Annotated in this window: 19 protein-coding genes and 1 riboswitch; of the genes, 7 read left to right on the forward strand and 12 right to left on the reverse strand. The window is 62.0% G+C overall.

Features of this window, described 5'->3' with window-relative positions; all coding sequences use genetic code 11:
• Nucleotides 1-151 precede the first annotated feature (151 nt).
• From AC2LD7_RS20735 to AC2LD7_RS20765, 7 genes are all read right to left on the reverse strand, one after another.
• Nucleotides 152-799 (reverse strand): retropepsin-like aspartic protease family protein, encoded by a 648-nt coding sequence (locus tag AC2LD7_RS20735; RefSeq protein WP_484599529.1) that lies wholly within the window; start codon nucleotides 797-799, stop codon nucleotides 152-154.
• Nucleotides 800-886: 87 nt separating this feature from the next.
• The gene (locus AC2LD7_RS20740) at nucleotides 887-1,387 is read right to left on the reverse strand and encodes a phosphatidylglycerophosphatase A family protein (protein ID WP_484599530.1); all 501 of its coding nucleotides are present in this window, start codon (nucleotides 1,385-1,387) and stop codon (nucleotides 887-889) included.
• Between the two features lie 40 nt (nucleotides 1,388-1,427).
• Nucleotides 1,428-2,387: a thiamine-phosphate kinase gene (gene thiL, locus AC2LD7_RS20745; RefSeq protein ID WP_484599531.1), complete on the reverse strand. Its 960-nt coding sequence runs from the start codon at nucleotides 2,385-2,387 to the stop codon at nucleotides 1,428-1,430.
• A gap of 14 nt (nucleotides 2,388-2,401) precedes the next feature.
• The gene (gene nusB, locus AC2LD7_RS20750; protein ID WP_484599532.1) at nucleotides 2,402-2,887 is read right to left on the reverse strand and encodes a transcription antitermination factor NusB; all 486 of its coding nucleotides are present in this window, start codon (nucleotides 2,885-2,887) and stop codon (nucleotides 2,402-2,404) included.
• Nucleotides 2,884-3,360 (reverse strand): 6,7-dimethyl-8-ribityllumazine synthase, encoded by a 477-nt coding sequence (ribH, locus tag AC2LD7_RS20755; protein ID WP_021206703.1) that lies wholly within the window; start codon nucleotides 3,358-3,360, stop codon nucleotides 2,884-2,886. Before ribH ends, nusB begins: the two co-directional genes overlap by 4 nt.
• A gap of 65 nt (nucleotides 3,361-3,425) precedes the next feature.
• Complete coding sequence (gene ribBA / locus AC2LD7_RS20760) at nucleotides 3,426-4,505, reverse strand: bifunctional 3,4-dihydroxy-2-butanone-4-phosphate synthase/GTP cyclohydrolase II (RefSeq protein WP_484599533.1); 1,080 nt, start codon at nucleotides 4,503-4,505, stop codon at nucleotides 3,426-3,428.
• A 17-nt stretch (nucleotides 4,506-4,522) separates the two neighbouring features.
• Complete coding sequence (locus AC2LD7_RS20765; protein ID WP_484599534.1) at nucleotides 4,523-5,191, reverse strand: riboflavin synthase; 669 nt, start codon at nucleotides 5,189-5,191, stop codon at nucleotides 4,523-4,525.
• A 118-nt stretch (nucleotides 5,192-5,309) separates the two neighbouring features.
• Nucleotides 5,310-5,455: riboswitch (FMN riboswitch) on the reverse strand.
• 395 nt (nucleotides 5,456-5,850) lie between these two features.
• On the opposite strand from AC2LD7_RS20765, the gene AC2LD7_RS20770 reads away from it, so the two are divergent.
• A complete protein-coding gene (locus AC2LD7_RS20770; RefSeq protein ID WP_484599535.1) occupies nucleotides 5,851-6,600 on the forward strand; it encodes a hypothetical protein in 750 nt (249 codons plus the stop codon).
• Between the two features lie 40 nt (nucleotides 6,601-6,640).
• On the opposite strand, the gene ribD is transcribed toward AC2LD7_RS20770, so the two are convergent.
• Together ribD and nrdR are read right to left on the reverse strand one after the other, a co-directional pair.
• Complete coding sequence (ribD, locus tag AC2LD7_RS20775; protein ID WP_484599536.1) at nucleotides 6,641-7,750, reverse strand: bifunctional diaminohydroxyphosphoribosylaminopyrimidine deaminase/5-amino-6-(5-phosphoribosylamino)uracil reductase RibD; 1,110 nt, start codon at nucleotides 7,748-7,750, stop codon at nucleotides 6,641-6,643.
• Nucleotides 7,747-8,214, reverse strand: a complete 468-nt coding sequence (gene nrdR, locus AC2LD7_RS20780) for a transcriptional regulator NrdR (protein WP_484599537.1) — start codon at nucleotides 8,212-8,214, stop codon at nucleotides 7,747-7,749. Before nrdR ends, ribD begins: the two co-directional genes overlap by 4 nt.
• 114 nt (nucleotides 8,215-8,328) lie before the next feature.
• Here nrdR and AC2LD7_RS20785 point away from each other — a divergent pair, with 114 nt between their 5' ends.
• The 4 genes from AC2LD7_RS20785 (at nucleotide 8,329) to trxA (ending at nucleotide 11,042) form a co-directional block, all read left to right on the forward strand.
• Nucleotides 8,329-8,757, forward strand: a complete 429-nt coding sequence (locus tag AC2LD7_RS20785) for a YbaY family lipoprotein (RefSeq protein ID WP_484599538.1) — start codon at nucleotides 8,329-8,331, stop codon at nucleotides 8,755-8,757.
• Nucleotides 8,754-9,419, forward strand: coding sequence for a class I SAM-dependent methyltransferase (locus AC2LD7_RS20790; protein ID WP_484599539.1), 666 nt, complete (start codon nucleotides 8,754-8,756; stop codon nucleotides 9,417-9,419). The genes AC2LD7_RS20785 and AC2LD7_RS20790 overlap by 4 nt, the downstream gene beginning before the upstream one ends.
• Nucleotides 9,420-9,550: 131 nt before the next feature.
• On the forward strand, nucleotides 9,551-10,081 hold the full coding sequence (gene thpR, locus AC2LD7_RS20795) for an RNA 2',3'-cyclic phosphodiesterase (RefSeq protein WP_484599540.1): 531 nt from the start codon (nucleotides 9,551-9,553) through the stop codon (nucleotides 10,079-10,081).
• A gap of 91 nt (nucleotides 10,082-10,172) precedes the next feature.
• Nucleotides 10,173-11,042 (forward strand): thioredoxin, encoded by an 870-nt coding sequence (gene trxA / locus AC2LD7_RS20800; protein ID WP_484599541.1) that lies wholly within the window; start codon nucleotides 10,173-10,175, stop codon nucleotides 11,040-11,042.
• Nucleotides 11,043-11,184: 142 nt separating this feature from the next.
• Here trxA and AC2LD7_RS20805 read toward each other — a convergent pair whose 3' ends face one another.
• From AC2LD7_RS20805 to AC2LD7_RS20815, 3 genes are all read right to left on the reverse strand, one after another.
• Nucleotides 11,185-11,775: an HAD family hydrolase gene (locus tag AC2LD7_RS20805; protein WP_484599542.1), complete on the reverse strand. Its 591-nt coding sequence runs from the start codon at nucleotides 11,773-11,775 to the stop codon at nucleotides 11,185-11,187.
• Nucleotides 11,772-12,641, reverse strand: a complete 870-nt coding sequence (tesB, locus tag AC2LD7_RS20810) for an acyl-CoA thioesterase II (RefSeq protein WP_484599543.1) — start codon at nucleotides 12,639-12,641, stop codon at nucleotides 11,772-11,774. Before tesB ends, AC2LD7_RS20805 begins: the two co-directional genes overlap by 4 nt.
• Nucleotides 12,642-12,718: 77 nt before the next feature.
• Nucleotides 12,719-13,282, reverse strand: coding sequence for a GNAT family N-acetyltransferase (locus tag AC2LD7_RS20815; RefSeq protein WP_484599546.1), 564 nt, complete (start codon nucleotides 13,280-13,282; stop codon nucleotides 12,719-12,721).
• 78 nt (nucleotides 13,283-13,360) lie between these two features.
• On the opposite strand from AC2LD7_RS20815, the gene AC2LD7_RS20820 reads away from it, so the two are divergent.
• Together AC2LD7_RS20820 and AC2LD7_RS20825 are read left to right on the forward strand one after the other, a co-directional pair.
• Complete coding sequence (locus AC2LD7_RS20820; protein WP_484599544.1) at nucleotides 13,361-14,281, forward strand: histone deacetylase family protein; 921 nt, start codon at nucleotides 13,361-13,363, stop codon at nucleotides 14,279-14,281.
• 227 nt (nucleotides 14,282-14,508) lie between these two features.
• The gene (locus tag AC2LD7_RS20825) at nucleotides 14,509-15,732 is read left to right on the forward strand and encodes a TIGR03862 family flavoprotein (RefSeq protein ID WP_484599545.1); all 1,224 of its coding nucleotides are present in this window, start codon (nucleotides 14,509-14,511) and stop codon (nucleotides 15,730-15,732) included.
• Nucleotides 15,733-15,830 lie beyond the last annotated feature (98 nt).

Below are 15,830 nucleotides of genomic sequence, written 5' to 3' on the forward strand. Positions count from 1 at the left end.
TTCAGGCTTCAGGCTTCAGGCTTCAGGCTTCAGGCTTCAGGCTTCAGGCTTCAGGGTGGAAGAGCCCGCCAAAATGCTGTCAAGCGCTTTTCGCGCTTTTGCCTGCCGCCTGTCGCCGTTTCTGCCTGCCGCCTACTGCCTGCAGCCGATTTTACATTTTCGATTCGAGCTTCAGGACGCCTTGATCCTCACGCCAGCTGACCCGCCCGAGAAAGCTCATTCCGAGCAATGCCTCGGATGGCGAAGCGCCCTCGATCACTACGGCTTGGACGCCCAGCACATCGATGGCGCCGACCTTGACACTGTTGAAGCGTACTCGCCAGGCTTTCGCCGTGCCGCTGGCAGTACTGACCATCATCTGCTTGCCATCGACGCGGTAGTCGATACCCAAACGACGCGCCTGGATTTCATTGATTGCTACCGATGTGGCGCCGGTATCGACGAGAAACTGCACCGACTGGCCATTAATCGAGCCAGCGACCCAGTAGTGACCGCCCTGCCCCTGCGCGATACTCAGCTGTCTGCGATCAGGCTCGGCAAAGCCGGCGCTCAGCTCACGACTGAGCCCGTAACTACGCTCGACTCCCTCGATGCGCAGCACCGCGCCTTTCGAGTCGGCGCTGACGACCTCGACACCGCCCGGACCTACCTGCCCGACCCGGACCAGTTTGCGCTGACCATTGATGTTCACTACAGCGGCGCCAGGAAATAGCCCGACCACCTGTACCCGTGGCGCGGCCGCGACGGCGAACGAAAGCAGCGCCAAAGTGGCAGTGAATATCAGGGCAACGGAACGCATCAGCGGCGGATTCCTAGGAGCGGGACGGATCGGCATTCTTCCATGAGCCATGCCGACAATACAGCGACCCGACGCACAGGCCTGACCTCAACCCAGCAGCATCACCGCGAGGTGCATCAGACCGCATGCGGCGAAACCGGCGAGGATATCGTCGAGCATGATGCCCAGTCCGCCGTGCACGTGTCGGTCTATCCAGCTGATGGGCCATGGCTTGACGATATCCAGCAGACGAAACACGACGAATCCGAGCAGCAGCCAATATCCGCCGTCGGGCACCAGCCAGAAGGTGATCCAGATGCCGGCGAATTCATCCCAGACGATGCCTTCGTGGTCATGCACGCCCAGTTCCCGGGCAACCTTTCCGCACAACCACACCCCGAACAGCATGCTGGCGATGATCACCAGCCCGTAGCCCCAGCTCGGCAAGGCTTGCCACAGCGGCACGAAACCCAGCGCCAGCAGCGAACCCCAGGTACCAGGCGCCTTGGGTAGTGTTCCGGAGCCAAAGCCGAACGCCAGGTTATGCCAAGGGTTGCTCCATACCGACAGCGGGATCGGCTCGGCGGTGGGCTGCAGGGAATCAGTCAAGCGGCTGTCCTCTCTGTTCTGACGGAGCTATCGAAGCCGCTCAGCCACTGAAATGGTTGTAACCCTGGCTGGCGAGCGTGATGGCTCTGCCATCGACAGCCAGCAGCTGCACGCCCTCGCCCGCCGCAACGCGCCCGATCACGTGAACCGGCCAGCCGGCGGTCAGCAATGCAGGCAGCTCATTGGCGGGCAGCGTAAATGCGAGTACGTAGTCGTCGCCACCGGCCAGACCGTACTGCAGCGCCTGGTCGCGACCGACAAACCGTACCAGCGCCTCCGACAAGGGCAGCTTTTGCTGCTCGATGCACAGCAGGACGCCGGACGCGGCAGCGATATGCCCGCAATCGGCCAATAGGCCATCGGAAATATCCAGCGCCGCAGTCGCCTTGCCGCGCAACACCTGTCCCAACGCCAGCTGCGGTTGCGGCAGCCAGTAATGCCTGAGCAGTGCGGCCGCTTCAGCCGTCCCTTGCTCGCACTCACCCAGCACGATCGGCAACGCGCCGGCCGCATCGCCAAGGGCTCCGCCGACACAGAGCAAGTCTCCCGGCTGCGCGCCGCTGCGCAGCAGCGCCTGACCAGCCGGCAACCGACCGAACACCGTCAGCGTCATGCTCAGCGGGCCGCGCGTGGTATCGCCGCCAATCAGTCGCATGGCACAGCCTGCAGCCATCGTGTCCAGGCCGCGAGCGAACTCGGCGAGCCAGCCGGAATCAACCGCCGGAAGCGTCAATGCAAGGGTAAAGCCAATCGGCGTTGCGCCCATGCCGGCGAGATCGCTGGTCGATACAGCGAGCGCGCGCTGGCCGAGCAGATAGGGATCACAAGGATCGGGGAAATGCACACCGGCAACCAGCGTGTCGCTGGAAACCGTCAGTTGCTCGCCATCAGGTAACGCCAGCAAGGCGCAATCATCGCCGATGCCCAACACGACTTCGCCGCCAGCCCTGGCACAAGCGGCGGCGGCGAAATAGTGGCGGATCAGCTCGAACTCACCCATCGGATCAGACAGGCTCAGCGCTTGTGAGCGCTGACCTCGGCGCTACGCAGGCTGGGCGCCAGTTTGTCCAGTACGCCATTGACGAACTTATGTCCGTCGGTGGCGCCGAACACCTTGGCCAACTCGATACCTTCGTTGATGACCACACGGTAAGGCACATCGATGCGGTGCATCAGCTCGTAGGTAGACAGGCGCAGAATGGCCAGTTCCACCGGATCGAGTTCCTCCAGAGGACGGTCGAGGTGCGGCACGATGGCGCTGTCGACTTCGGTCTTGGCGCGAGCGACCCCGGTCAACAGCTCGTGGAAATAGTTGCCATCGACGCCGGAAAAATCGTTGTCGACGCGGAACTGCGCCTCGATTTCGTTGAGGCTCTGCCCGGCCATGCCCCATTGATACAGCGCCTGCATCGCCAGGCTACGCGCCACGCGGCGCGTCGCGATCTTGCCCTTGGCCTTCGGCTGCGGGGCGTCCTGGCTGTCGTCGTGATTAAGGCTCACTTGGCCTCCAGCTGCGCCAGCAGGCTCACCATTTCCAGAGCGGAGAGTGCGGCTTCGGCGCCCTTGTTGCCGGCCTTAGTGCCGGAACGCTCGATGGCTTGCTCAATCGAATCGACGGTCAGCACGCCGAAGGCGACCGGCACACCGAACTCCATGGACACTTGGGACAAGCCCTTGGTGCATTCGCCAGCGACGTATTCGAAGTGCGGGGTGCCGCCACGAATGACCGCGCCGAGGGCGATGATCGCATCGTATTCGCCTTGCTGAGCGACTTTCTGCGCCACCAGCGGAATTTCGAAGGCACCCGGCGCGCGGATGATGGTGATGGCGTCTTCACGGATGCCGTGGCGCACCAGCGCATCGACGGCGCCGCTCACCAAGCTCTCGACAACGAAGCTGTTGAAGCGGCCAACGACCAGGGCGAACTTGCCCTGCGGGGCGATGAAGGTACCTTCGATGGTCTTCAGTGTCATAAGGTGGTTTCTCATCTCTTTAAAGAACGAAGGCGCCGCGTTTCGTCGCGGCGCCCTGGCATCACTTATTCGGCGGGCAAGTATTCTACAACTTCCAGATCGAACCCGGATATCGCATTGAACTTCATCGGCGAACTCATCAGGCGCATCTTGCGCACCCCGAGGTCCCGCAGAATCTGCGAACCGGCACCCACAGTGCTGTAGGTCGCCGGAGTCGGTAGTTGCTGGCGGTTGAGCTGCGCCAGCAATTGCGGCCCGGTCAGCGGGTTGCCCAACAACAGCACCACACCGCTACCGGCCTTCGCGACTTCGCTCATCGCCGCGCGCAGACTCCAGCGCCCAGGCACAGTCACCAGCAGCAAATCACGCAACGGCTCCATGTTGTGTACGCGCACCAGTGTCGGATTTTCCGGCGTTATTTCGCCACGGGTCAGCGCCATGTGCACCGTATCCTCGACACCGTCGCGGTAGGTGACCAGTTTGAACTGCCCCAGCTCGGTTTCCAGCGGCTGCTCGGAGACCCGCTCGACGGTGCGCTCGTGAATCATCCGGTAATGGATCAGATCAGCGATGGTGCCGATCTTCAGTCCGTGCTGCTCGGCGAACAATTCCAGCTCGGGGCGGCGCGCCATGGTGCCGTCGTCGTTCATGACTTCGCAGATTACACCGGACGGTTCAAGCCCGGCCATGCGCGCCAGGTCGCAGGCCGCCTCAGTGTGACCGGCGCGCGCCAGTACGCCGCCAGGCTGAGCCATCAGCGGGAAAATGTGTCCAGGGCTGACGATGTCTTCAGCCACAGCGCTCTTCGCCACGGCGGCCTGGACGGTGCGCGCGCGGTCGGCGGCGGAGATGCCGGTGGTGACACCTTCGGCCGCTTCGATGGACACGGTGAATTTGGTGCCGAACCCCGAGCCGTTACGCGGCGCCATCAGCGGCAACTGCAGAAGTTCGCAGCGTTCGCGGGTCATCGGCATGCAGATCAGGCCACGTGCGAAACGGGCCATGAAATTGATGTGCTCGGCGGTCACGCATTCGGAGGCAACGATGATGTCGCCTTCGTTTTCGCGGTCCTCGTCATCCATGAGGATGACCATCTTGCCGGCGCGGATGTCTTCGATCAGTTCTTCAGCGGTGTTCAGAGCCATGGTGGCCAATCCTTTATTTAACGAGCCGGATTCAGGTAACCGTTTTCGGCCAGAAAGCTTTCGGTCAGGCCCGAAGCATTGGGCTCGGCCGCCTTGTCGCCCATCAGCAGACGCTCTAAATAACGCGCCAACAGATCCACTTCCAGATTCACCTGCCGCCCGGGGCGGTAGTCGACCATGATGGTTTCGGCCAGGGTGTGCGGGACGATGGTGAGTTCGAATTCGGCGCCGTTGACCGTATTGACCGTCAGGCTGGTGCCATCGACGGTGATCGACCCCTTGAGCGCGATGTACTTGGCCAATTCGCGTGGGGCACGGATGCGGAACTGCACCGCGCGGGCGTTTTCCTCACGCGCCACCACCTCGCCGACGCCATCGACGTGACCGCTGACCAGATGCCCGCCGAGACGACTGGTGGGCGTCAGCGCCTTTTCCAGATTCACGCGACTACCGGCCTTGAGATCGACGAAAGCAGTACGCGCCAGCGTCTCGCGGCTGACATCGGCCCAAAAGCCGTTGCCGGGCAGTTCGACGGCAGTCAGGCAGACACCGTTGACCGCAATGCTGTCGCCGAGCTTGACGTCGGCCAGGTCCAGCTTGCCGGTCTCGACCAGCACCCGGACGTCGCCGCCCTTGGGCGTCATTGCGCGGATGGTGCCGATGGATTCGATTATTCCAGTGAACATGCGGCCTCCCATGGAAGGCTGTTGAAACGATGCATATGACGAACTCCTGTTTTGGATAAAACAGGGCGCTACAGATCGATAGGGAGTGGACGCGCGCGCAGAAGGCGTCGTCGAAGCATCCCGCTCTCTCTTTATCCGGACTATACCGTCGGCCCCGGGATCACACCGGGTCTGCTGACCTTGTCTAAGACAAGCGCTCGCGGGCTAGACACTTAATGCGCCATTACCGCCGGTGGGGAATCTCACCCCGCCCTGAGAACGTGGGCCGGTTAGGACCCGGCGCAGTTTTTACCACAGATGAGCCGATTCCGCAGCCGGCAAACGACCGTTTGACTGTGCCGTAGAGAAAAATAATCGAGCCTCGATCCGGCCCATTACCTCTCCCAAGCAACTTTCAAGCGCAGCGTGAAACTCCCGCTACGCTTGTTTGTCCATACGCATCGCATCGCCCCCATACAAGAGCGCCGCCGCGACGGTCTCAGGCGATGACAGCAAGACGATCAGGATGGAACGTCGCTCCAGCATTACGTCGTACCGATAAGCCGAGCCAGGATCAGCTCGTATTTTGGCGATCCCCGTGCAAATCAGGCCGCGATTCAGGAACACGCTCCGGACCATTACATGTGCCGCGAGGGATGGGTATGTCAGGGGTTACGGCTATGGATATGTCGATTGCGCAACGGGCGGTCGAAATCGACAGCAATGGCTTTGCGGTTGTGGAAAACTTCTTGTCTTCGGAGATGCTTGAACAAGGCCGTGCCTTTATCGAGCAGCAGGCAGCAATTCATTTGGGCGAATATTTCGCTGTCCACGGTATTGAAGCCATGAGCGGCAGCGTGCTGGCAACCCTGGCCGCTTCTGGCCCGCTCAAAGAAATGCTTGTTGACCTGTACCGAGCGCAGACCACTAAGGAGCCGTCATCGACGGAACAGGTCTTTCCTGTAATTCGCTGCTTGCAAGGCAAAAGCGGCCTCAAGCAATCGCATTTCTACCACTTCGACGCGACCGCGGTTACCGCCCTACTCCCATTGTTCATCCCGACCCAGGGCGAGCACTGTGGCGACCTGATCATTTTCCCGAACGTTCGTAGGGTTCGCTTCAATGCACTGCGCAACGTGATCGAAAAGGCACTGATGCATAACACCGCCAGTCAAAAACTGATTGCGCTAGCAGTCAGGCGCGGCTGGTTGCGACCGATTCGGCTGAAGCTGATCCCGGGCAACCTTTATCTGTTCTGGGGCTACCGCAGCCTGCATGCCAACGACCAATGCGACCCCGACATGCTCCGCGCCACCGCCCTGTTTCACTTCGGCAACCCGCACCATGACAGCCTGCTCGCCCGCCTGCTGCTCGGAACGAACAAGCGGCGCGCCAAGCTGGATCACAACGGGCTGCGACCGGCAAGCTGAGTAAAGAACTAGGCAGTGCTCGCTCGTCCAAGCGTCGGTATCAGCCAGCCGGACGCGCAATGATCCGCCAGTCATCACCGAACGCGCGGATATCTTCAATCTTGAGCTCGCGTGCTTCGCTCATGCGCGTCAGCGGCAAATCGAGTAGCGGCCGAGCCGAAGAACCGAGGAATTTCGCGGCGACGAATATATGATATTCGTCGATCAGGCCCAAAGCAGCGAAGGCTCCGGCGAGCCGCGGGCCGGCTTCGAGCAGCACTTCGTTGGCTCCACGACTGGCCAGTTCGCTCAGCAGGCCGCGCAGGTCCACACGCCCGTCGGGGCTCGCCAGCGTTAACAGCTCATGGCCAGAAGCACGGTAGCCCTCGGCGCGCCCGGTGGCGGAGGTAGCCACTAATGCGGGACCAGCCTGAAAAAAGGGTGCATCCAGCGGCACTCTCAGGCGGCCATCGACCAATACTCGCAGTGGCGGTCGCTGCAAAGCCAACGCAGTCGTTTCTTCATCCAGCCCCAGCTCAGCAGCGCGTACCGTCAACCGCGCATTGTCCATCAGCACCGTGTCGGCACCAGTCAGCACCACGCTGGACTGCGCACGCAGGCGCTGCACCTCCGCGCGCGCGGCAGGCCCGGTGATCCATTGGCTTTCGCCGCTGGCCATGGCGGTGCGGCCGTCGAGGCTCATCGCGAGTTTCGCGCGCAGCAGTGGCAGACCGGTTTCCATACGTTTGATAAAGCCGGCGTTCAATGCCCGCGCTTCGTTTTCCAACACACCGCTGACAACCTCGATACCCACGCTGCGCAATCGTTCGAGTCCACGCCCGGCCACCTGCGGATTGGGGTCCTGCATGGCAGCGACCACGCGGCCAACGCCCGCCGCGACCAATGCTTCGGCGCAGGGCGGTGTCCGTCCGTGGTGGCTGCAGGGCTCGAGCGTGACGTAGGCCGTCGCGCCTTTTGCGCGCTCGCCTGCCTGACGCAGCGCATGCACTTCGGCGTGTGGCTCGCCGGCACGCACGTGCCAGCCTTCACCGATCAGCTCGCCATCCTTGACGATGACGCAACCGACGCGCGGGTTGGGATGCGTCGAATACAACCCTTTACGCGCCAGTTGCAGCGCACGGGCCATCCAGGCGTGATCGGAAGTGTTCATTCGTTCTTGGCGGGCTCGCGGGATAGACGCTCGATTTCCTCGCGGAATTCATTGAGGTCCTGAAAGCGCCGGTAAACCGAAGCGAAGCGAATATAGGCGACTTCATCGAGCTTCTGCAGTTCGAGCATCACCAGCTCGCCCAGCACCCGCGACTTGATTTCCCGCTCTCCGGTGGCACGCAGCCGATGCTTGATGTGCGCGATGGCTTCTTCCAGCCGTTCGACGCTAACCGGACGTTTTTCCAGCGCGCGCTGCATGCCAGCACGCAGCTTTTCCTCGTCGAATGGCTGACGACTGCCGTCCTGCTTGATCAACCGAGGCATGACCAGTTCAGCGGTTTCGAAGGTGGTAAAGCGCTCGCCGCAGGCAAGACATTCACGGCGGCGGCGCACCTGGTCGCCCTCAGCCACAAGGCGCGAATCGATGACTTTGGTGTCATGTGCACCACAGAAGGGACAATGCATGGTTTAAAGCTGTCAGACGTCGGGAGAGCCATGGTAGCGCATCCCGTCGGCAAGACAAATCGAGCGGATTGTTGCTATACAGGCGCCTGTTAGAGCCATCTTTAGGAGCTGTCCGTGCGGTTACGCCCCTTTGTTTTGCCCGCTTTGCTGCTGGTGCTGGCTGGCTGCTCAAGCCAGGAGGCCCAGCGCCCCACGGCGCCCGTTACCTTCGAGGAGCCGCCTCAGGCGACCACCCCGCTGCACGAGCTGCATGGCAGCCTGATCGGCGTTCCAGGCGACAGCGAAGTCGAATTGGCTTTGCTTGAAGTCAATCGCCGTGACCAGCCTGATCGGCTGTTGAGCAACGTCAAACTTAAGGGTCGTGGCGGTGAGTTGCCGTTCATTCTCAAGTTCAACGCTGAGAATTTCCCCAAGGACCAACAGGTCGAGTTGCGAGGCCGCGTAACCCGCTCCGGGCAGCTGATCATGCGCCTGCCGGCCGTGCTTGTGAGCAGCCCAGCCAGCCAATCCCTGGGCCCGCTACGACTGGTACCCGCACCTTGACGCCACCCGCTGCGTTGCAGGAGGCGTTAACCAAACTGCTCGGCGAGGCCCGCCTGAGCATCGAGACCCTGCCCGATACCGACATTCGCCTATGGCTGATCGATGCGGCGAACATGGATCGTGCTTTCAGCCCTGAGGAGACCCGGCGGGTTCTCGAGGAGCCGCCCTATTGGTGTTTTTGTTGGGCCAGCGGGCTGGTGCTCGCGCGCTGGCTGGCCGCGCGTCCCGAATGGGTGCGCGGCAAGCGTGTGCTGGATTTCGGCGCGGGTTCCGGCGTCGCGGCGATTGCCGCAGCCAAGGCGGGCGCGGTGGAAGTGGTCGCCTGCGATCTCGATCCACTGGCGTTAGCGGCCTGCCGCGCCAATGCGGAATTGAATGGTGTGCAGCTGAGCTATTCGGCGGATTTCTTTGCCGAGGCTGATCGCTACGACCTGATCATCGTCGCCGACGTGCTCTACGACCGCGCCAACCTGCCGCTGCTGGATCAGTTCCTGAGCCGCGGCCGCGAAACGCTGGTTGCGGACTCGCGGGTACGCGACTTCAAGCACCCGCTGTACAGCCGCCTGGACATACTCGATGCCTGCACCTGGCCGGACCTCGCCGAGCCAGCGGAATTTCGCAGGGTCAGCCTCTATCATTCGGTAAGAATGGAGAGCCGGTAAGAGCGCTGGAAGCTGGAAGCTGGAAGCTGGAAGCTGGAAGCCACGAGGCTGGCGCAATGTCGAACGTTGCGAAGCGTTTTTACACCAACCGTGAGCGTCGGCGGTCTGGAGCCGGAGGCTGAAGTGAAACGATGACTGCCGAAAAACCTCTGCGTCTGTTCTTTGCCCTTCCCTGCCCGCACGCACTGGGGGACGCCATCTGTAGTTGGCGCGAAAGTGTTGGTCTTGGCGGAAAGCCCGTTGAACAGGCCAATCTGCATCTCACATTGGCGTTTCTTGGCAGCCAGCCGGTCGCGAAGCTGGACGGTCTGAAGGAGCTCGGCAGCAACCTGCGCGCCGACGCTTTCACGCTGCGACTGGATCAGCTGCAGATTATCGGCAAGGGCTTCGCCTGCCTGGTTCCGACTCTGATCCCGCCGCCGTTGAGCCAACTTGTCGAGCAGTTGCACGCGGGCTTGTCCGTCCATGATTTCGCGCTGGATTCACGGCCGTTCCTGCCGCACCTGACACTGTCACGTGAGGCTCGGATACAGCCGCAATCCAAGCCACCCACATTCGAGTGGCGGGTCGAATGTTTCGGCCTTTACCTTTCCGAAAACACTGCAAACGGCGTGCATTACCGTGAGCTTCAGAACTGGCCGCTGACGACCCCGGTTGGTTGAAAATCGGACCAGCACGCCACTTGCTTCCGATTCGCAGCGCCCCCACTTAACATGCACGCCTCTTTCGCACGTGCCCATTCCGAGAATTCCGATGAGCCAGACTCCCTACATCTTCGACGTCACCAGCGCCAACTTCGAGCAGCTGGTGCTGGAAAACTCCTTTCACAAGCCGGTGCTGGTGGATTTCTGGGCCGAGTGGTGCGCGCCGTGCAAGGCGCTGATGCCGCTGCTGGCCAAGATCACCGAGGAATACCAGGGCGAGCTGCTGCTGGCAAAGGTCAACTGCGATATCGAGCAGGATGTCGTGGCCCGCTTCGGCGTGCGCAGCTTGCCAACCGTGGTGCTGTTCAAGGATGGTCAACCGGTCGACGGTTTCGCCGGGGCCCAGCCTGAGTCAGCTATCCGAGCCATGCTCGAACCCCACGTGCAATTGCCAGCCGCGCCGGATGCGGACCAGTTGGAAACGGCCCAGGCCTTGTTCGCCGAGGAACGCATCGGTGAGGCGGAAAATCTACTCAAACAGTTACTCAGCGAGGAAAACGACAACGCCGCCGCGCTGATTCTTTACGCGCGCTGCCTGGCTGAACGCGGCGAGCTGGGCGAGGCGGAAACAGTGCTCGGCGCGGTCAAGGGCGACGAACACAAACAGGCGCTGGCTGGCGCCCGGGCTCAGTTGACGTTCCTTCGTCAAGCGAATGACCTACCGGAAGTCGCCGACCTCAAGAGCCGTCTGGCGCAGAACGCCGAAGATGACGAGGCGGCCTACCAATTGGCGATCCAACAGCTGGCACGCCAGCAACACGAAGCGGCTCTGGACGGCTTGCTCAAGCTGTTCGTGCGCAACCGCAGCTACGCCGACGGCCTGCCGCACAAGACCCTGCTGCAGGTGTTCGACCTGCTGGGCAGCGACCATCCGTTGGTTGCCACCTATCGCCGAAAGCTTTATCAGGCGCTTTATTGAGACGTTGAACAAAAGCCTCACGGTAAACGACGGAAGCGCCTTCGGCGATTCCATTTACGGATTGCACGGTATCGATTTTTCCGTAGGTTGGATTAGCCGAAGGCGTATCCGACGGTTAGATGGGGCGACACATCTCATCTCATCAACCCAGCATCCGCCTCAGCTCCGCACAATCACGCGCATGCAGATCGGCGAGCTCCGGCCAGAAATTTTCCGGCACGTTGACCAGTACGCTACGGGCACCCGCAGCCCGCGCGCATTGCAGATCGAAGCGGAAGTCGCCCACCATTACCAATTCGCGCGGCGGTACCGACCATTTCTCGGCGAGATGCAGCAGGCCGCCCGGATCAGGTTTCGGCGGCGCCTCGTCACGGCCGAGGATGTCATCAGATGCAAAGCAATCGCCCATACCCACCGCCTGCAAGGTCACCAATGCCAGCTCATGAGCGTTGCGGGTCAGCGCACCGAGGCGGCAGCCGCGATCACGCAGCGCATGTAACAGTTCGAGCGCGCCCGGTGCAGGCGTGGCGGCACAGGCCAACTCTCGCTCGTGCGCCTGTAGCCAAGCGCGCTTATCCGCCGCTTCATCAGCCGGCAGCGCGGCGAGGTGATGAAGAATGTCGTCGTCCTCGGGAATGTCCAGCGCCCGCTTGATCGCCGGAAAGTCATGCACGGCGATGGTCAGCGTGCCGTCCATGTCAAACACCCAGTGCCGCGCCTGCGTCAGATTCACTTCCAGTCCTCACGCACCCGAATCAGCCCCTCCTGAGCAACCGAAGCGACCAGTTGGCCGGCGCGGTTGAAGATGCTGCCACGGGCGAATCCACGGGCGTTGCCGGCCCAGGGGCTGTCCATCGAATACAGCAACCAGTCGTCAGCGCGCACTTCGCGATGAAACCAGATGGCGTGATCGAGGCTCGCCAGCTGAAGGGATTTGCTCCATGAACTGATGCCATGAGGCTGCAAGGCAGTGCCGATGAAGTTGAAGTCCGAGGCGTAGGCCATCAGGTACTTGTGCAGCGCCGGGTTGTCCGGCAGAGCGCCATCGGCACGGAACCAGACGTGGCGGATCGGCTCGATCGGCTGGGGGTTGGTTGGGTCCTGCAAGGTTACCGGGCGAATTTCGATGGGATTGGGTAGGCGCAGTTTTTCGGCGACGCGCTCGGGCACCAGCGGCACCAACTTGTGCATCAGCTCCCACTCGCTAAGCAGATTTTCTGGACCGACCACTTCAGGCATCTGCAGCTGATGCTCGAAGCCCGTCTCGTCCGCCTGAAACGAGGCACTGCACGTAAAGATGGTCTGGCCCTTCTGAATGGCGCTGACGCGACGGGTCGTGAAACTGCCGCCGTCACGAACCCGGTCAACGTCGTACACCACCGGCAGATGGGAATCGCCAGGACGCAGAAAATAGCCGTGCATCGAGTGCACGTGCCGCTCCGGCGCGACTGTCTGACTGGCGGCAGACAGGGCCTGACCGACCACTTGGCCGCCGAATAGCTGCGGAAAACCCAGATCCTGGCTAGCGCCGCGAAACAGGTTTTCCTCGATTCGTTCCAGCGACAGCAGGCTCACCAGGGTATCGAGTGTGTCGCTCATGAGTTTTTCCTTTGATACGGGCACAGGACAGGCGAGCAATGTTACGGATTCCTCCGGGTTCGCTCCAGCAATTGCGCTTATCGTCGCGTATCGACCCAGTTGTCGCGCCGTAATCGATACAACACATGGGGGCGCAACGGATGCCCCTCTGCAAGTGCTGGATGCTCGAAATCGCCCAGCGGGTCCTTTTGCATGCCGAGCGCGCACATCAACTGACAGGATGGTTCGTTGAGCCCAGCGGTATACGCAACCACCTCCGGAAGCCGTAGCCGCTCGAACGCGCAGCCCAGCGCCGCTCCGGCCGCTTCGCGCGCCAGACCCTGCCCCCAGTACTCATGAGCGAGCCGCCAGCCGATTTCCACTGCCGGGCAAAAAGCCAGTTGCAGGCGGCTCCAGGCCAATCCAGTCATACCGACGAAGCGCCCGTCATCCTTGCGCTCCAGCGCCCAGTAACCGAAGCCGTGGCGAGCGAAATGAATACGACAGCGCGCCATCATTGCCGCGCATTCATCACGCGAAAACAGCGCTGGGAAATAGCGCATCACCAGCGGATCACCACACATTTGCGTCAATGAATCGAGATCAGCATCTCGCCAGGCGCGTAATCGCAGGCGTGGCGTTTCCAGTTCAATGCGCTCCATCGGTTCTTCCATGCTGTTTCCTTGAGGGGTTTGCTGCGGACTCGGCATACTTGCGACTGACCATTCGGGCGCCGATCAATGTCTTTACCGTTGGTGTTTCACGACGACTACAGCCCGCCGCTGCCGCCGGGGCATCGCTTCCCCATGGAGAAGTTCCGGCTGCTGCGCGATCACCTGGTCGAAAGCGGTTTGACCACAGACGAAGCGCTATTGCGCCCGGAGCTTTGCCCGACCGACGTTCTGGCACTGGCGCATGACCGCGCATACGTGGAGCGTTACTGCAGCGGTGACATGAGCCGCGAAGAGCTGCGCCGTCTGGGTCTGCCCTGGAGCCCGCAGTTGGCACAGCGCACCGTGCGAGCAGTCGGTGGTTCGCTGCTGGCAGCGGATCTGGCGCTGCGGCACGGGCTGGCCTGTCATCTGGCCGGTGGCACCCACCATGCCCACTACGATCACGCCTCGGGCTTCTGCATCTTTAACGACCTGGCAGTCATCGCGCTTTCGCTGTTGGAAAGTGGCCGAGTCGGTCGCGTGCTGATCTTCGATTGCGACGTGCATCAGGGCGACGGCACCGCGCGGATTCTCGAGCACATCGCCGACGCCGTGACGGTTTCATTGCACTGCGAGAAGAACTTTCCAACGCGTAAGGCGCGAAGCGATTGGGACATCGGTCTGGCCACCGGGCTCGGCGACGCCGACTATCTAAAAGTCGTCGACGACACGCTCAGTTACCTGCTGCCGCTATATCAACCGGATCTGGTGCTCTATGACGCGGGCGTCGACGTTCACCGTGACGATGCGCTGGGTCTGCTCAACCTCAGCGACGAGGGTCTGGCAATGCGCGACAGCGCCGTGATCGAACACTGCCTTGGCCGCGACATTCCGGTGGTTGGGGTGATCGGCGGAGGCTATGACAAAGATCGCGCTTTGCTTGCCCGGCGCCACGCCCAACTGCACTTCAGCGCAGCACAGGCCTGGCGCCGGCACGGGCTGCGCTAGAGGGCGGCGCAGCAGTGACCATCAGCAGTGAAAAAAATCTTGGCCAAGCCCCTTTTTCAGCGCTGAACACCAGCCAGACAGCCTCAGCTAAACCAGACAAACCAAGGCCTGCGTAAAACGCCGCCTTCCGCCTCGCTCGTCGTTTACCTGTGGGCCGAGCCTCTCCAAGCTGCCCCGTCTCGATGCCAGCCGCTACAATGCCCGCCCCGTAGCTGCCGGCCCGAACCATGCCCCTTGCCCCTTCTCGCGTCGCCATCATCGGCGGCGGTCCCGCCGGGTTGATGGCCGCCGAAGTGCTGAGCCAAGCCGGCGTCATGGTCGATCTGTACGACGCGATGCCGTCGGTCGGCCGCAAGTTTTTGCTAGCCGGCGTTGGCGGCATGAACATCACACATTCCGAAGCCTTCGAGCCGTTCGTGGCACGCTATCGCGAGCGCGCGCCCGAACTTCGACCTTTGCTCGAGGCGTTCAGCCCAGAAGCGCTGCGCAAGTGGATTCATGGTTTGGGAATCGACACCTTCGTCGGCAGCTCCGGGCGCGTTTTCCCCACCGACATGAAAGCCGCACCGCTGCTGCGCGCCTGGTTACGCCGTTTACGTGACGCTCAGGTACAGATTCATACCCGTCATCGCTGGCTCGGCTGGAATGTGGACGGCAGCCTTCGTCTGCAGGCCCCAGAGGGGGAAATACGCGCCACCGCCGACGCCGTTCTGCTCGCACTCGGCGGCGGTAGCTGGGCGAGACTGGGCTCCGATGGTGCCTGGGTACCCTTGCTACAGGAGCGCGGAATTACGATAACGCCGCTGCGGCCGGCCAACTGCGGGTTCGAGGTTGCCGGCTGGAGCCAGCATCTTCGGGAAAAATTCGCCGGTGCCCCGCTGAAAACCGTCAGCCTCCGCCTCCCGGGAGGTGCACCGCGCAAGGGTGAATTCGTGGTCACGGCGTCCGGCATCGAAGGCAGTCTGGTCTATGCACTTTCCGCCGAGATCCGGCGGATGATCGAGCAAAACGGGAGCGCCACGGTCGAGCTGGATCTGCTACCGGACCGCACGTTGGATAACGTCATACGTGCGCTGGCCAAACCGCGCGGTTCGCAATCCATGGCCAAGCACCTCAAGCGCCAGCTCGGCCTCGACGGCGTCAAGGCCGGCCTGCTGCACGAGTTGACCGATGCCGAGTCATTCCGTGATTCGCTCGCCCTGGCCACGGCAATCAAAGCGCTGCCGATCACACTGCTACGCGCTCGCCCGCTGGACGAAGCTATCAGCAGCGCGGGCGGCGTGCCCTTTGAGGCGCTGAATGACAGGCTGATGTTGCGCCATCAGCCAGGTGTGTTCTGCGCGGGCGAAATGCTCGACTGGGAAGCACCAACCGGGGGCTATTTGCTGACTGCATGCTTTGCCAGCGGGCGCGCGGCGGCCGATGGCATATTGCGTTGGCTAGGTATCTGAACCGAACCAGCTCACCGTAGAGATGGATATCGAAGGCAGGAATCGGCCCAGAGTGTGTAAAAACGTCCGTACAAACCTTTGCTATGATTTCTGAGAAC

Source organism: Stutzerimonas sp. (assembly GCF_982611455.1).

Coding starts and splice junctions, on each gene's coding strand:
- thpR (WP_484599540.1), top strand. CDS start 9,551: ATGACTGCCGAAAAACCTCTGCGTCTGTTCTTTGCCCTTCCCTGCCCG.
- tesB (WP_484599543.1), bottom strand. CDS start 12,641: ATGAGCGACACACTCGATACCCTGGTGAGCCTGCTGTCGCTGGAACGA.
- ribD (WP_484599536.1), bottom strand. CDS start 7,750: ATGAACACTTCCGATCACGCCTGGATGGCCCGTGCGCTGCAACTGGCG.
- ribBA (WP_484599533.1), bottom strand. CDS start 4,505: ATGGCTCTGAACACCGCTGAAGAACTGATCGAAGACATCCGCGCCGGC.
- AC2LD7_RS20825 (WP_484599545.1), top strand. CDS start 14,509: ATGCCCCTTGCCCCTTCTCGCGTCGCCATCATCGGCGGCGGTCCCGCC.
- nrdR (WP_484599537.1), bottom strand. CDS start 8,214: ATGCATTGTCCCTTCTGTGGTGCACATGACACCAAAGTCATCGATTCG.
- trxA (WP_484599541.1), top strand. CDS start 10,173: ATGAGCCAGACTCCCTACATCTTCGACGTCACCAGCGCCAACTTCGAG.
- AC2LD7_RS20765 (WP_484599534.1), bottom strand. CDS start 5,191: ATGTTCACTGGAATAATCGAATCCATCGGCACCATCCGCGCAATGACG.
- thiL (WP_484599531.1), bottom strand. CDS start 2,387: ATGGGTGAGTTCGAGCTGATCCGCCACTATTTCGCCGCCGCCGCTTGT.
- AC2LD7_RS20735 (WP_484599529.1), bottom strand. CDS start 799: ATGCGTTCCGTTGCCCTGATATTCACTGCCACTTTGGCGCTGCTTTCG.
- AC2LD7_RS20815 (WP_484599546.1), bottom strand. CDS start 13,282: ATGGAGCGCATTGAACTGGAAACGCCACGCCTGCGATTACGCGCCTGG.
- AC2LD7_RS20820 (WP_484599544.1), top strand. CDS start 13,361: ATGTCTTTACCGTTGGTGTTTCACGACGACTACAGCCCGCCGCTGCCG.
- ribH (WP_021206703.1), bottom strand. CDS start 3,360: ATGACACTGAAGACCATCGAAGGTACCTTCATCGCCCCGCAGGGCAAG.
- AC2LD7_RS20770 (WP_484599535.1), top strand. CDS start 5,851: ATGGATATGTCGATTGCGCAACGGGCGGTCGAAATCGACAGCAATGGC.